The 14,650-nt window shown below is 71.8% G+C and carries 13 protein-coding genes; 5 read left to right on the top strand and 8 right to left on the bottom strand.

The genetic code is table 11. The features are described from left to right. Positions 1–38 precede the first annotated feature (38 nt). The gene (locus ACFZBT_RS18900; protein WP_391104701.1) at positions 39–899 is read right to left on the bottom strand and encodes an alpha/beta fold hydrolase; all 861 of its coding nucleotides are present in this window, start codon (positions 897–899) and stop codon (positions 39–41) included. A 54-nt stretch (positions 900–953) separates the two neighbouring features. Between ACFZBT_RS18900 and ACFZBT_RS18895 the strand changes: the two genes are divergently transcribed. Then, on the top strand, positions 954–1,364 hold the full coding sequence (locus ACFZBT_RS18895; protein WP_391104698.1) for a MerR family transcriptional regulator: 411 nt from the start codon (positions 954–956) through the stop codon (positions 1,362–1,364). 86 nt (positions 1,365–1,450) lie between these two features. Here ACFZBT_RS18895 and ACFZBT_RS18890 read toward each other — a convergent pair whose 3' ends face one another. The 4 genes from ACFZBT_RS18890 to ACFZBT_RS18875 form a co-directional block, all read right to left on the bottom strand. Continuing rightward, positions 1,451–2,668 carry an MFS transporter gene (locus ACFZBT_RS18890; RefSeq protein ID WP_391104696.1) on the bottom strand — a complete coding sequence of 406 codons (1,218 nt, stop codon included), beginning with the start codon at positions 2,666–2,668 and terminating at the stop codon, positions 1,451–1,453. A 96-nt stretch (positions 2,669–2,764) separates the two neighbouring features. Then, positions 2,765–3,724, bottom strand: a complete 960-nt coding sequence (locus ACFZBT_RS18885) for an endonuclease/exonuclease/phosphatase family protein (RefSeq protein ID WP_391104948.1) — start codon at positions 3,722–3,724, stop codon at positions 2,765–2,767. Between the two features lie 268 nt (positions 3,725–3,992). Next, positions 3,993–4,655 carry a TetR/AcrR family transcriptional regulator C-terminal ligand-binding domain-containing protein gene (locus ACFZBT_RS18880; RefSeq protein WP_391104693.1) on the bottom strand — a complete coding sequence of 221 codons (663 nt, stop codon included), beginning with the start codon at positions 4,653–4,655 and terminating at the stop codon, positions 3,993–3,995. A gap of 59 nt (positions 4,656–4,714) precedes the next feature. Further along, on the bottom strand, positions 4,715–6,316 hold the full coding sequence (locus ACFZBT_RS18875) for a DHA2 family efflux MFS transporter permease subunit (protein WP_391104689.1): 1,602 nt from the start codon (positions 6,314–6,316) through the stop codon (positions 4,715–4,717). A gap of 390 nt (positions 6,317–6,706) precedes the next feature. On the opposite strand from ACFZBT_RS18875, the gene panB reads away from it, so the two are divergent. The 3 genes from panB to ACFZBT_RS18860 all read left to right on the top strand — a co-directional run bounded on the left by panB (position 6,707) and on the right by ACFZBT_RS18860 (position 9,549). After that, positions 6,707–7,558 (top strand): 3-methyl-2-oxobutanoate hydroxymethyltransferase, encoded by an 852-nt coding sequence (gene panB / locus ACFZBT_RS18870; protein WP_391104686.1) that lies wholly within the window; start codon positions 6,707–6,709, stop codon positions 7,556–7,558. Between the two features lie 153 nt (positions 7,559–7,711). Further along, positions 7,712–8,731, top strand: a complete 1,020-nt coding sequence (locus tag ACFZBT_RS18865; protein WP_391104684.1) for an ATP-binding cassette domain-containing protein — start codon at positions 7,712–7,714, stop codon at positions 8,729–8,731. Further along, complete coding sequence (locus tag ACFZBT_RS18860) at positions 8,728–9,549, top strand: ABC transporter permease (protein WP_391104681.1); 822 nt, start codon at positions 8,728–8,730, stop codon at positions 9,547–9,549. Before ACFZBT_RS18865 ends, ACFZBT_RS18860 begins: the two co-directional genes overlap by 4 nt. 29 nt (positions 9,550–9,578) lie before the next feature. Here the strand turns inward: ACFZBT_RS18860 and ACFZBT_RS18855 are convergent, their stop codons facing one another. Beyond that, on the bottom strand, positions 9,579–12,854 hold the full coding sequence (locus ACFZBT_RS18855) for a BTAD domain-containing putative transcriptional regulator (protein ID WP_391104678.1): 3,276 nt from the start codon (positions 12,852–12,854) through the stop codon (positions 9,579–9,581). An 84-nt stretch (positions 12,855–12,938) separates the two neighbouring features. Continuing rightward, positions 12,939–13,505, bottom strand: a complete 567-nt coding sequence (locus tag ACFZBT_RS18850) for a DUF6578 domain-containing protein (protein WP_391104675.1) — start codon at positions 13,503–13,505, stop codon at positions 12,939–12,941. Between the two features lie 105 nt (positions 13,506–13,610). Here ACFZBT_RS18850 and ACFZBT_RS18845 point away from each other — a divergent pair, with 105 nt between their 5' ends. Beyond that, entirely contained in the window at positions 13,611–14,411 is an 801-nt protein-coding gene (locus ACFZBT_RS18845) for a site-2 protease family protein (protein ID WP_391104672.1), read from the top strand. A gap of 9 nt (positions 14,412–14,420) precedes the next feature. Here the strand turns inward: ACFZBT_RS18845 and ACFZBT_RS18840 are convergent, their stop codons facing one another. Next, a complete protein-coding gene (locus ACFZBT_RS18840; protein WP_391104669.1) occupies positions 14,421–14,600 on the bottom strand; it encodes a hypothetical protein in 180 nt (59 codons plus the stop codon). Between the last annotated feature and the right edge of the window lie 50 nt (positions 14,601–14,650).

Below are 14,650 nucleotides of genomic sequence, written 5' to 3'. Positions count from 1 at the left end.
GTCAGCACCAGCCGGGTCGGGGCCGGCCCGGATGAGCCTCACGCGTGCGGGCCGCCGAGCCAGTCGCCGAGAGCGCGAGACACACGCGACGGTGCCTCGACAGGGGCCAGGTGCCCGGCCCCGCCCAGCAGCATCACGGGGGGACTTCCGGGGAGCAGGTCCCGCAAGCGAGTTGCCTGGTCGACGGGAAGCCAGGGGTCCTGCTCGCCCCAGCCGATCGCCACCGGGCAGCTCACCTGCGGCAGGCGTTCCGCGACCGGGCGAGTGTGTTCAGGCCGGAGCGCGGCGATCTGACGGTAGAAGGCCGGCTGCCCCGAGGCCCCCGACCACGGCTGAGTCAGTGCGTCCACCCAACCGGCTGACAACTGGTGATGTGCCGCGCCGGCGATGTACTCCCTGACCAGGGCCGTGTGGAGTGCGGCTGGGAGTTCCGTGAACACGTCGGCGTGGTCGGCGACCAGACGGAAGAAGGGCGATCCCCAGGGATCGAGCGTCAGCGCGTCCCAGAGGGACAGACTCGCGTACTCCCTGCCGTGAAGCAGATGGGTCCCGAGTGACACGGCTCCTCCGATGTCGTGTGCGACGACGTGGGGCCTGTCCAAGCCCCAGTGCGTGAGCAGCTGAGCGAACCGCGACATCTGGGAGGCGAGGTCGACCGGTACCGCCGGATCCTGCGTCGATCGGCCGTAGCCAGGCATGTCCCACAGGAACACCCGATGACTGCCGCTCAGGTGCCGTGCGGCTGCCGCCCACACCTGGGACGACCACGGCGTGCCGTGGCAGAACACCACATCCCCCAGCGGAGCCCGCCCCTCGGGAGCCAGTACGTAGGTCGCGACACTCGCCCCGTCGACGGTGACGTGGACAGGATCCGGAAGCCGCCATTCACTCGTGTTCATACGGCGAAGCTAGAACCTCAGGTCGACCTGAGGTCAAGCGGCGACAATGGCCTCATGAGGATCGGAGAGGTCGCTCACCGTCTCGGGGTAGCGGTGCATGTGCTGAGGCACTGGGACGCCGTGGGCGTCGTCGTGCCCGACCGCACCCCGTCGGGCCTGCGCGACTACAGCGAGGAGCACCTCCACCGCCTGCGGGTCCTGCGGGCATGCCAGGGCGTCGGCATGAGCCTGCCGGAGATCCGGCAGGTTCTGCACCGAGGTGAACCCGAGCGGCAGGACGCGATCGAGCGGCAACTCCACCGGATCCGGACGCAGCGAGCGCAACTCGAGGATGCCGAACGCTTCCTCGTCCATGTGGTCGACTGCGAGCATGATCTGCTCACCAGGTGCGACGCGTGCACGAGCTACGCCGAAGGCGTCCCCCTGCACGAGAACGAACATGTGCCGCCGTCGACGACGCCCTGACAACCCACGGACACACAGAGCGGCAGTCCGTGGGACCGACCCCACGGACTGCCGCCCGGGTCACCGCGCCGGCGTACCGGCACCTGTCAGTGGTGCACCGCTTCCGCCTCCTGCGGCACGTGGCTCGCCACGATCCGCTCGCGTCCGGTGGCGGGCGCCCTGCGCCGGTCCACCGTGTACGCCAGGGACGCCACCGCCAGGCCGAGGACGGCCAGGGCCGCGCCCGCCAGGGCCGGGGAGGTGACCCCGAAGCCCGCGGCCAGGGCGAGGCCGCCGATCCAGGCGCCGCCGGCGTTGGCCAGGTTGAAGGCGGCCTGGTTGGCGGAGGAGGCCAGGGACGGGGCCGAGGAGGCCTTCTCCATGACCATCAGCTGGAGCGGGGAGCCGGTGGCGAAGGCGGCCATGCCGAGCAGGATCACGCCCACGGCGGCCGTGACCTCCGTGCGCATCAGCAGCGGGAAGAGCGCCAGGACCACGACGAGGGACGTCAGGCCGCCGAAGAGCGTGCCCCGCAGGGAGTGGTCGGCGAGCCGGCCGCCGAGCAGGTTGCCCGCGGTCGCGCCGACGCCGAACAGCGCCAGCAGCAGGGTCACGCTGGCACCGGCGTAGCCGGCGGCGTCCGTGAGCATCGGCGTGATGTAGCTGTACGCCGAGAAGAGGGCGCCGAAGCCGGCGACCGTGGTGCCGAGCGACAGCCAGACCGGGAGGGAGCGCAGGGCGGCGAGTTCGCCGCGCAGGCCCTGGGCGGTGGTGTGCTCGTGGTCGTGCGGGATCAGGAACGCGAGCGCGGCGATCGCCGCCAGGCCGATGGCGCTGACGCCGAGGAAGGTCGCCCTCCAGCCGAGGTTCTGGCCCATGAGGGTCGCGACCGGCACACCCAGGACGTTCGCGACCGTCAGGCCGAGGAACATCAGGGAGACCGAGCGCGCCTTGCGCTCCGGGGCGACCATGTTCGTCGCGACGACAGCGCCCACACCGAAGAAGGCGCCGTGCGGCAGGCCGCTCAGGAAGCGGGCCGCCAGCAGCCAGCCGTTGTCGGGCGCGAGGGCCGACAGGGCGTTGCCCGCGACGAACAGTCCCATCAGGCTGATGAGGACCGTGCGGCGGGACATCCGGGCCGTGACCGCGGCCAGCAGGGGGGCGCCGATGACGACACCCAGCGCGTACGCCGACACCAGGTGGCCGGCGCTGGGTATCGAGATGTGCAGGTCGTCCGCGACATCGGGCAGCAGCCCCATCATCACGAACTCGGTGGTACCGATGCCGAAGGCGCCCACGGCAAGGGCGAGCAGGGCCAGGGGCATGAGGAAGCCTTTCGAGTCTTGCTGGGGGATCCGTACTTCGTATGTTCAAGTACGGAACAAAGTCTCTCAGGCCTGCTATTCCGCCTACGGCCGCACTCAGCCGTCTGTGGCGACCTTCACACGGGCGGCGATCGGCAGATGGTCGCTGCCCGTCTCCGGGAGGGTCCAGGAGCTCTCCGGCTTCAGCCCCCTGACCATGATCTGGTCGATGCGCGCCATGGGGAACGACGCGGGCCAGCTGAACCCGAGGCCGTTGCCGGCGGCGCCCTGCGTGGAGCGCATCTGGGAGGTGACGGCGTTGAGCGCGCGGTCGTTCATGGTGCCGTTCAGATCGCCGAGCAGTACGACGTTCTTCAGCGGCTCGTGGGAGATGGCTTCGCCCAGGGCATCGGCGCTCCGGTCGCGCTGCCGGGCCGTGAAGCCGGCCTCCATCTTGACGCGCACCGACGGCAGGTGGGCGACGTAGACCGCGACCTGCCCGGACGGGGCGGTCACGGTGGCGCGCATCGCCCGGGTCCAGCCCAGGTCGATGTCGACGGAGCGTACGCCGGTCAGCGGGTACTTGCTCCAGACCCCGACCGTGCCCTCCACCGAGTGGTAGCGGTAGGTCGACGCCAGCGCCTTCTCGTACGTCGGGACGGCGGACGCCGTCAGTTCCTCCAGGGCCACGACGTCCGCGCCGGAGGCGGCCACGTCACGGGCGGTGCCGGCCGGGTCCGGGTTCTCGGCGTTGACGTTGTGCGTGGCAACGGTGAGGTCGCCGCCGGTGGCGGTCTTGTCGCTGAGCTGGCCGCCGAAGAGGTTCAGCCAGACCAGCGACGGCAGGATCAGCGCGATCAGCGCGGTCGCGGACCTGCGGATCAGAGCGAGCAGGAGCAGCAGCGGGACGAACAGCCCCAGCCAGGGCAGGAACGTCTCGATGAGGCTGCCCAGGTTGCCGATGGAGTTGGGGATGTGCGAGTGCACCAGCATGACCACGGCCAGCAGCACCGCGCAGAGGGCCACGACCAGACCGCGCCGCCACATCCTCGGGTCGCCCCGTCGGCCGCCCGCCATACGGTCGAACAGGCGCCGAAGCCGGTTCCCCCGGCGCTCGGGCCCCGAGCCGCCGTTGTCCGTCTCCGTCATGTACGCCTGCTGCGCCATACCGTCGCCTCACTGCCTGCCGTGCACACCATCGCCCCCGTGTCCATACGACCCTAGGGGATGATCCGTTCCGTTCCCGCCGTCCGTCGACGGCCGTACGGGGGCGAGGACGAACGAGTCCGCGCGGGGAGTTCCGGTCACCCCCTGTGAAAGCGCGTGCTGTGACGAAACGCGCACACTAGGACGGCCGCGGAACCGAACTGACGGACGGTGAGCCGTCGGGACGCACGCCGGGACGCAGCCCTTCGAGCAGCGTGTCGACGACTTGTTCGGCGAGGCCCTCCGGCAGGTCGGCGTCCGGGTGCAGGACGGCGCGCAGCAGCAGGGGGCCGACGAACAGGTCGTTGAGCAGGTCGAGGTCGACGTCCGCGCGCAGTTCGCCGGTCTCCTGGCCGCGGCGCATGACCTCCATGCCACGCCGGCGGCGCGGCTCGATGACCGCGGCGTGGTACGCCGCCCAGATCTTCGGGCTGCTCTTCATCTGGGCGTGCACGCTGTGCAGGATCGCCGAGGACCGGTTGGCCAGACCGCGCAGCCGCACCTGTTCCAGCAGGACCACCAGGTCGTCCCGCATGGAGGTGCCGGGGAGCGGCGGGTCGGGGAGTTCGGCGGCGCGTACGACGTCGACGAAGAGTTCCTCCTTGCCGCTCCAGCGGCGGTAGATGGTGGCCTTGCCGACGCCGGCGGTGCGGGCGACGCGCTCGATGGACAGCTCCCCGAGAGGGACGCCCTGCTCCAGGAGACTCATCACGCCCTCGATGATGGCGCGTTCGACGGCCTCGCTTCTGGGGCGGCCCCTCGGAGGACCGTCGGTCGGGGGGTGGCGTTCGGCGAGGCTCACGTCGCTCCGTCCTTTGCCGGCTGGTGGGTTGCTGTCGTGGGTTGCATTGTCGCGCAGGGTCACGACCGCGCGTCCGACAACTCCTTCTCCTCCTCCCCCTGCTCGGGTGCCGGGGGCTTCCCGGGCAGGAACAGCGCCACGACGACCGTGCCGATGAGGGCGACGCCCGCGCCCCACAGGGCGGTGACGTGCATCGCGTGCAGGAAGGCGTCGTAGGCGGGGGTGACGAGGGCCTTGCCCTCGGGGCCGAGCTTCGCCGCGACGCCGAGCGTGGCCTCGATGGACTCGCCCGCGGTGTGGCGTACGGCGGGCGGCAGCACGCCGAGCCTGTCCTCGATGCCGGTGCGGTACGCGGTGGACAGCACCGAGCCGAGGACGGCGATGCCGAGGGCGCCGCCGACCTGCCGGAAGGTGTTGCTGAGCGCGGAGGCGGAGCCGGCCTTCTCGCGGGGCAGGGCCTGCATGATGACGACGCTGACCGGGGTCATGATGTGCGCCATGCCGGTGCCCATGAGGAAGAAGACAACCTCCAGGATCCAGATGGGCGTGTCCGCGTCCAGGGTGGCGAAGGCGGCCAGCATCGCGGCGAGGAGCAGCATTCCGGCGGTCGTGGTCGCCTTGTTGCCGAAGCGGTCGACGAGAAGCCGGGCGCGGGGCGCGAAGATCATCTGGGCGGCGGCCAGCGGCAGCATCAGCAGGCCGGTCTGCAGCGGCGAGTAGCCGCGCACGCTCTGGGTGTAGAAGACGGAGAAGAAGGTCACGCCCATCAGTGCGAAGAACACCAGCGCGATGGCGGCGATGGCGGACGAGAAGACCTTGTTCTTGAAGTACGTGACGTCGACGGACGGGTGGTCGCTGCGCTTCTCGAACACCACGAAGGCGACGAGGACGGCGAGGCCGGCGCCGATCGTCGACAGCACGGTGGCGTCGGTGAAGTCGGCGAGCTGGCCGCCCTTGATGATGCCGTAGACGAGCAGGACCAGGCCGACTACGGACAGCACGACGCCGACGGGGTCGACGCGGCCCGGCTTCGGGTCGCGGGAGTCGGGCACCAGCCACAGCATCAGCGCGATGGCGAGCAGCACGATCGGGACGTTGATGAGGAAGACCGAGCCCCACCAGAAGTGGTCCAGCAGGACACCGCCGGTGATCGGGCCGATGGCGATCGCGAGGCCGACGCCGCCGGCCCAGATGCCGATGGCCTTCGGCTGCTCCTCGCGCTCGAAGACGTTCATGAGGACGGCGAGGGTGGCGGGCATGACGAACGCGGCGCCCAGCCCCATCACGGCCCGGAAGGCGATCAGCTCCCCCGGCGAGCCGGAGAACGCGGCGAGCGCGGAGCCGACGCCGAAGACGGCGAGCCCGCCGAGCAGCACCTTCTTGCGGCCGAGCCGGTCGCCGAGCAGTCCGGCGGTGAACAGCAGGCCCGCGAAGACGAGGGTGTAGGCGTTGATCGCCCACTCCAGCTCGCTCTGCGTGGCACCCAGGCCGGTCGGGGCCGGGGTGGAGATCGTCTTGATGGCGACGTTGAGGATCGAGTTGTCGAGGACGACGATCAGCAGGCTGAGCATCAGCACACCGAGGATCGCCCAGCGGCGCCGGTGCACCGCTTCCGGTATCCGGGGGCCGGTGGGGGCGGCGCGGTCGGCAGGAGTAGTCATACCGCCGAGCGTAGAACCATTTCGATACGAGACCGTCTCGTATTGTAATGCCCTTACCGAGCTCTTACCCGCACGGCCGCCTCGGGGCGCCGGGGCGGAACTCACAGGACCTCCCCTGGGGCCTGTCGTTTGGATCACGCCGCAGACGCGGGGCCTGGCACGCACATCTGCCGCGTTCTCGTCGGTCGCCGACGCTCCGCGTCGACTCCCTCCTCCGCCTTGCAGCTGCACGCACCAGGCCCCGCTCACCGGCGTCGAAGAAGTGCTGCCGATTCCCTGCGCCGTGATCCAAACGACAGGCCCTAGCCCTGCTTGGCACGAGGTGCCACCATGGACGTGGTCCGGGGACGCCGTCAGGGCGCCTCGAGATGACGTGTGAGGAGCCGTGCAATGACGCAGCTTTCGGCTGCCCAGAGCGCCAAGACGCTGTACGGGGGCAAGGGCACCCGCCGTATCACCGTGCGGGACATCGCCGCCGCCAAGGAGCGGGGCGAGAAGTGGCCCATGCTCACCGCCTACGACGCGATGACCGCGTCCGTCTTCGACGAGGCCGGCATCCCGGTCATGCTCGTCGGCGACTCGGCGGGCAACTGCCACCTGGGGTACGAGTCGACCGTGCCCGTCACCCTCGACGAGATGACCATGCTGTCGGCGGCCGTCGTACGGGGCACCTCGCGCGCCCTGATCGTCGGCGACCTGCCCTTCGGCTCCTACCAGGAGGGTCCCGTGCAGGCGCTGCGCTCGGCGACCCGGCTGGTGAAGGAGGCGGGCGTGCAGGCCGTGAAGCTGGAGGGGGGCGAGCGGTCGCACGAGCAGATCCGGCTGCTCGTCGAGTCCGGCATCCCGGTCATGGCGCACATCGGCCTGACCCCGCAGTCCGTCAACGCGATGGGCTACCGCGTGCAGGGGCGGGGCGAGGAGGCGGCCCAGCAGCTGCTGCGGGACGCGAAGGCCGTGCAGGACGCGGGCGCGTTCGCGGTGGTGCTGGAGCTGGTCCCGGCGGAGCTGGCGGCCGAGGTGACGCGGGTGCTGCACATTCCGACGGTGGGCATCGGGGCCGGCCCCGAGACCGACGCGCAGGTGCTGGTGTGGACCGACATGCTGGGTCTGACCGGCGGACGCGTCCCCAAGTTCGTGAAGCAGTACGCCGACCTGCGTGAGGTCATGAGCGGCGCGGCGAAGGCGTTCGCCGAGGACGTCGTCGGCGGAACGTTCCCGCAGGAGGAGCACTCCGTCCACTAGAGCCACAGCGGTACCACGACGGCCCGCCGGCCTTCCCCCAGTCGGCGGGCCGTTCCCGTGCCCGGGGGCCCGGCACGGTCCGTCGGCGGCTTGTCGTTCCCTTGTCGGTCGCTTGTCGGTGGTTTGTCGGTGGGCCCTGAGACCGTCTGTCTCATGACGCGAATCGACACACACGCCGGCGGCGCCGCGGTCACCGTGCGGGGGCTGGTGAAGCACTACGGCGAGACCAAGGCACTGGACGGGGTCGACCTGGACGTGCGCGAAGGCACCGTCATGGGGGTACTCGGGCCGAACGGGGCCGGAAAGACGACCCTGGTGCGGATCCTGTCCACGCTGCTCGCCCCCGACTCGGGCCGGGCGACCGTCGTCGGCTACGACGTCGTACGGCAGCCCCGGCAGCTGCGCCGGGTGATCGGACTCACCGGGCAGTACGCATCCGTGGACGAGAAGCTCTCCGGCTGGGAGAACCTGTACATGATCGGGCGGCTGCTCGATCTGCCCCGCAAGAGCGCCCGGAGCCGGGCCGACGAGCTGCTGGAGCGCTTCTCGCTCACCGAGGCGGCCAAGCGGCCCGCGGCGACGTACTCCGGAGGCATGCGGCGACGGCTGGACCTGGCCGCCTCGATGATCGGCCGGCCGGCCGTGCTCTTCCTGGACGAGCCGACCACCGGGCTCGACCCGCGCACCCGCAACGAGGTGTGGGACGAGGTCAAGCGCATGGTCGGCGACGGCGTCACCGTGCTGCTCACCACCCAGTACATGGAGGAGGCCGAGCAGCTCGCCACCGAGCTGACGGTCGTCGACCGCGGACAGGTCATCGCGGGCGGTGCCATCGAGGAGCTGAAGGCGAAGGTCGGCGGCCGCGCGCTGCGGATTCGCCCGGCCGATCCGACGCAGCTGCGGCCTCTCGCCGCCGCGCTGGACGAGCTGGGGATCACCGGGCTCGCCACCACGACCGTGGACACCGACCGGGGCGACGTCCTCGTGCCGATCCTCAGCGACGAGCAGCTCACCGCCGTGGTCGGCGCCGTCACCTCGCGCGGCATCACGCTCTCCTCCATCACCACCGAACTGCCCAGCCTCGACGAGGTGTTCCTGTCCCTCACCGGCCATCGCGCCAGTGCCCCGCAGGACACCGTGCCCGCCGACGACCGTCAGGAGGTCGCCGTATGAGCGCCGCCACCGCAGCCCTCCACGAAGGCGAGGCGGACGCCCGAATCTCGCCGCGCGCCCATCTGCGCCACACCGGGGCCCTGGTCCGCCGCAATCTGCTGTGGATCCGCAAGGACCCGGAGTCGATGGCCGACGCGCTGCTGATGCCGGTCATCTTCACCCTGCTGTTCGTGTTCGTCTTCGGCGGCTCGATCGGGCAGGCGCTGGGCGGCGGGCAGGACCGGTACGTGCAGTACGTGATCCCCGGCATGATCGCGATGATGAGCATGACGCTGTCCCAGGGCGTCGGCACCGGCTTCAGTCAGGACTTCAACTCCGGTGTCATGGACCGCTTCCGGTCCCTTCCCATCGGCCGCGGCTCGGTGCTCTTCGCGAAGATCTCGGTGGAGCTGCTGCGGATGCTGTTCGCGACCGCCGTGCTGATGATCGTCGCCGTCGCCGTCGGGTTCGAGATCGAGAACTGGCTCGGGCTGTTCGCGACCGTGGCCCTGTCGACGGCGTTCGCCTCGTCGATCATGTGGGTGTTCCTCACCCTGGGCGTGATCATGAAGAACGCGCAGTCCGTGCAGGCGATGGGCTTCCTGGTGCTGTTCCCGCTCCAGTTCGGCTCGTCGATCTTCGCGCCGACGACCTCGATGCCGGGCTGGCTGCAGGCCTTCACCGACTACAACCCGCTGTCCACGCTGGCGGACGCCGCGCGCGGTCTGATGGTCGGCGGGCCGGTCGCGCACGACCTGTGGGTGACGCTCGGCTGGTCGGTGGCGATCACGGCGGTGATGGCTCCGATCGCGATCCACAAGTTCCGCACGAAGAGCTGAGCGCAGGGCCCGCCTCCGGGCCCTGCGCGTCACACCAGGGCGGTGGCCTCCTCGGCGGAGAGGCCGCCGCCTTCCGCGTACGCGCTCTCGTACGCCGGGTCGCCGAGCACCGCCCGGGCCAGAGCTTCCGCCCGCTCACGGGTCTCGCGCTCCTGCCGCGCCGCGACATGGCCGGGCGGCAGGAGGCCGTCGGCGGCGCCGAGGCAGCGGGCCGCGTCGCGGGCGCGGTGCCCGCCGTCGAGGCCCGCCAGGGCTCCTGCCCCGATGGTCAGGTACACCGCCCGCATATGGGGGGCGATGACCTGCGAGCGCGGATCGGCGGCGCGCTCCAGCGCATCGCGGATGAGGTCCAGGCACTCCGCGTGCCGCCCCTCCACGGCGTCCAGCCAGGCCTCGGCGCCCAGGATGAACGCGTCGAAGACGATGAAGTGGGCGATACGGAAGTCCTGCCGCAGCCGCCGCAGTTGCTCGCGTGCCTCGGGGACCCGGCTCGTCAGCCCCAGCCAGACAGCCAGGAAGAGGCGGGCGGCGGGCATGGCCTCGCTGATCGAGTCCCCGCGCTCGGCGATCACCTCGCGCAGCAGCCGCTCACCGCGCTCCTCCTCGCCGGCCTCCAGCAGCGCGTTGCCGAGCCGGGCGGTGAGCACGGCCGTCTGGCCGTGGGCGCCGAGCTGTTCCGCGTGCGCGATGGCCGCCTCGTAGTCGGCGGCGGCCAAGGCGTAGGCGCCCCTGCGTTCGTGGGTCTCGGCGCGGGCGGAGAGGGCCTCCGCGGTGCCCCAGGCGTCGCCGAGGCGCCGGTAGATCTCCAGCGACTCGTCGGCGTCCTGGGCGGCGTCGCCCGCCCAGTCGGTGCGGTTGGCGAGGAAGTTGGCCCGCATCTGGAGGCCGGAGGCCAGCTCCCACTCGAAGCCGGGGGTCTCCCGGCAGGTGCGGATGGACGCCTCCATGACGACGCGCAGCCGGTCCATGTCGCCGGTCAGCATCACGGCGAAGAACCAGAGCAGGCCGGGGAGCCGGCAGGTCTGCGGGAGGCCGGGCTCGTAGGTATCGGCGATGATCTGCAGCTTCTGCTGGGCCCGCGGGGTCTGCCACGCGTCCAGTTCGGTGTCCATGCAGGCGAGATGGGCCAGGTGGACCCCGCGCCGGGCCTCCTGGAGGACCTCGCCGGTCATCGGGGGCGGGGCGTCGGTGCAGCGCCGCCAGACCGGGGCGGCGCGGTGGACGGGCTCGGTGAAGGGGTCGGGGCCGAGCGCCATGACCTCGCGGCACCAGGTGCGGGCCTCGATGCGCAGGTCGCGCATCTGCCAGTACCAGACGAGGGACAGCGCCAGGCAGAGCCCCTCCTGCTCGTCGCGCAGGGCGACGGCGTGGCGCAGGGCGGTGCGCAGATTCTCGTACTCCCGCTCCAGCCGGTGGATGGCGGCGAGCTGGCCGGGTCCGTGCAGCAGCGGGTCGGTGACGCGGGCGAGTTCGCGGAAGTACGTCAGATGGGCGCGCTCCGCCTCGGCGCGCTGTCCGGCCTCGTCCAGCCGCTCGGCGGCGTACTCGGCGACGGTCTCCAGCAGCCGGTAGCGCATCTCGCCGTCGGCCGACCCGCCGGGCGGCGCCGCCACGACCAGGGAGCGGTCGACGAGCGAGCCGAGTGCCTCCAGGGCGACCGGCCCGCACACCGCCTCGGCGGCGGGGAGGTCGCAGCCGCCCGCGAACACAGACAGCCGCCGCAGGACGTCCCGTTCGTCCTCGTCGAGCAGGTCCCAGGACCAGTCGACGACGGCCCTGAGGGTCTGCTGGCGGGGCAGCACGGTACGGCTGCCGGAGGTGAGGAGGCGGAAGCGGTCGTCGAGCCGGTCGGCGATCTGGCGGGGTGTGAGCATCCGCAGCCGGGCGGCGGCGAGTTCGATGGCCAGGGGCAGTCCGTCGAGACGCCGGCAGATCTCGGCGCACGCCCCGGGGTCGTCCTGGACCCGGAAGCCGGGCCGGGCCGCCGCGCCCCGGTCGGCGAACAGCCGCAGCGCGACCGGCTCGGGCAGCGGCTCCACGGGACGCAGCAACTCCCCCGGCACGCCCAGGGGTTCACGGCTGGTGGCGAGGACGGTGAGGCCCGGGCAGCGCTCCAGCAGTTCCTCGGCGAGCCGGGCCGCGGCGTCGGCGACGTGCTCGCAGTTGTCGAGGATCAGCAGCATGCCGGGGCGGGAGCAGTGCTCGGCGAGCCGCTCGACGGGGTCGTCGAGCCGGTCGGCCACGGCGGCCCGCATGCCCTCGGCGCCGGCGCCGTACAGCACCGTCTCGCGAGCTCCTACGGCGGTGAGCACGGCTTCCGGGACGGCGGCGGGGTCGTCGACCGGGGCGAGTTCGGCCAGCCAGACGCCGCCGGACATGGCGGACCGTACGGTCTCGGCGGCCTCCTGCGACAGCCGTGTCTTGCCTGCCCCGCCGGGCCCGAGCAGCGTGACCAGCCGGGCGGTGGTGAGATCGCCCCGGATGGTCTCGATGTCGCTCTCGCGGCCGATGAAGGAGGTCAGCCGGGCCCGCAGATTGCCGACGGGCCGGGGCTCGGCGGCGGACGCGGGGCCGTCCCCGAGGCTCAGCAACTCCGCGTGCAGGGACCGTAGTTCCGGCCCCGGGTCGGCCCCCAGCCGGTCGGCGAGCGACCGCCGGACCTCCTCGTAGGCGTCCAGGGCCTCCGCCGCGCGGCCCGCGTCGCGCAGGGCGCGCAGGCGCAGGGTCTGGAGGGGTTCGTCCAGGGGGTGGCCGTCGCACAGGGCGGTCAGCTCCGGCAGGGACTGGTCGGCCTGGCCGAGGGCGAGGGCGGCGGTATGGCGGGCACGCAGGACGTCCAGGCGGCGGGTGTCCAGGCGGGCCGCCTCGGCGGTGCGGTCGGGGAGGTCGGCGAGGGCCGGGCCGCGCCACAGGGCGAGGGCGTCGTCGAGGATGACGGCGGTCTTGGCGGGATCGCCGTCGGCCAGGGCCCGCACTCCCTCGCCGGCCAGCCGCTCGAACCGGTGCAGGTCGACGTCGTCGGGCGCGGCCGCGAGCCGGTACCCGCCGTCGGCGGAGGCGACCGCGTCCGCCCCGAGCGCCCGCCGCAACCGCCCGACCAGCGCCTGCAGCGCCGCCGGCCCGTCGGCGGGCGGCGCACCGTCCCACACCTCGTCGACGAGCAGCCCCACGGGCACGGTCCGGCCTGCCCGCAGGGCGAGCACGGTCAGCAGCGCACGCAACCGCGCCCCGCCCACCGGAACGACCGTGCCGTCGGTGCGGAGCGCCTGGGTGGTGCCGAGGATGCGATAGCGCACGGGGTCCATTGTCTCCGGTGGTACGAGCGGGGTCACGGCGATATGCGGTGCGGCGGGCGGACGGGGTCGGGGTGGAGAGGAGCTTGTACAGGGTCAGGGCGCTGGGCTCGGGGTCGGGCTGGGGGAGTCCGTGGCCGGTACCTCCAGGGTCGCGATCACCCCGGACTCGCGCTGTCGCCCGCCGCGTCCGTCGTCGGTCTCGGTGAACCGCTTCGGGCACCGTTCCACCCCCCGCAGCCACCGCTCCCCCGCGACCGGCTCGTAGGAGCGCGAGCCCGGCGCGCTCTCCGCCCAGGCCTGGGTCAGCACCTGCACGGCCCGCACCCGGCCCCGGGCCTCCGGCCACCTCCCGCCGTGCCGCTCGACCGACAGCAGGCCGACCGACCTGGTCCAGTCGCCAGGCCTCGGCCGCCGGTCCTCGTCGCTGTCGGGGTCCCCGCCCAGCGCCACCGTGAGGCCGGTCGCCTCCCGCAGGACCCGGACCCCGCCCACGTCCTCCACCGGCCCGGCGACCTTCGTGAGCTGGTCGTGCCAGCCACCGCCGAGCACCCGGTCCGAGTCCTGGAGCAGCAGCGGCCAGCTCACCTCCTCCCCGACCGAGAACACCGTGCCGCAGCACTCGATCTGCCAGTCCTCGTAGAACACGTGCCACAGCCTCATGCCCCCACCCTCCCCGGAACCGACCGACCCGCGCGAGACGTTTTCCGTCCGCGCCCGGTACGGTCGGGCAGTCCCATCGCGTGCCCGAGGAGTGCAGGGAGCCCCATGACCACCGCCACCAGCCGCCACAGCGAGCGGCGGATCAGTCCCGTGTTCGTCGGGATCATGGCCGTGACGGCGGTCACGGGCTGGGCGACCTGGACCGGGTTCGCGGAGCAACCCGGCGTCGCCGTGTTCCTCTTCGTGACGGCGGCCTGGATCGTCTCCCTGTGTCTGCACGAGTACGCGCACGCGCGCACCGCCCTGCACAGCGGCGACATCTCGGTCGGCGCCAAGGGCTACCTCACGCTGAATCCTCTGAAGTACACACATGCCCTGCTCAGCATCGTGCTCCCGGTGATCTTCGTGATCATGGGCGGGATCGGCCTGCCCGGTGGCGCGGTGTTCATCGAGCGGGGGCGGATCCAGGGGCGCTGGAAGCACAGCCTGATCTCGGCCGCGGGTCCGCTGACGAACGTGCTGTTCGCAATCGTGTGCACGGCCCCGTTCTGGCTGGACGCCCTGGACGGCGTGCCGAGCGACTTCCGGTTCGCGCTGGCCTTCCTCGCCCTGCTCCAGGTGACGGCCGCGCTGCTGAACTTCCTGCCGGTGCCGGGCCTGGACGGCTACGGCGTGATCGAGCCATGGCTGTCGTACAAGATCCGGCGCCAGGTGGAGCCGTTCGCGCCGTTCGGCCTGCTGTTCGTGTTCGCGCTGCTGTGGCTGCCCGCGGTGAACGGCGTGTTCTTCGACGTGATCGACACGATCCTGAAGTCCCTGGGGATCAGCGACCTGGAGACGTACTGCGGTCAGGAGCTGTATCGCTTCTGGCAGGGCTCGAACGAGTTCTGCCAGGCGGCCCCGTGACGGAAGCGGTCAGTGCGTGACCGACTTCTGTGCCCTGGCGCGCCGTAGGTAGTACCAGGCCATGTTGGACGACAACCCGGCCAGCAGGACCCAGACGATCCCCAGCCAGCTGCCCTGCACGAAGGAGACCACGGCCGCGGCCACGGCGAGGACGCAGACGATCAGGGCGTAAACGGCAAGGCGGGGCATTTCGGTCGACTCCTGTCGGGGGACACTGCTACGCCACCAGTGTCCCCCAT

Origin of the sequence: Streptomyces sp. NPDC008137 (assembly GCF_042957035.1) — a bacterium.
Classification (GTDB): Bacteria; Actinomycetota; Actinomycetes; order Streptomycetales; family Streptomycetaceae; genus Streptomyces.
This window is presented reverse-complemented; position numbering and strand designations above follow the sequence as displayed.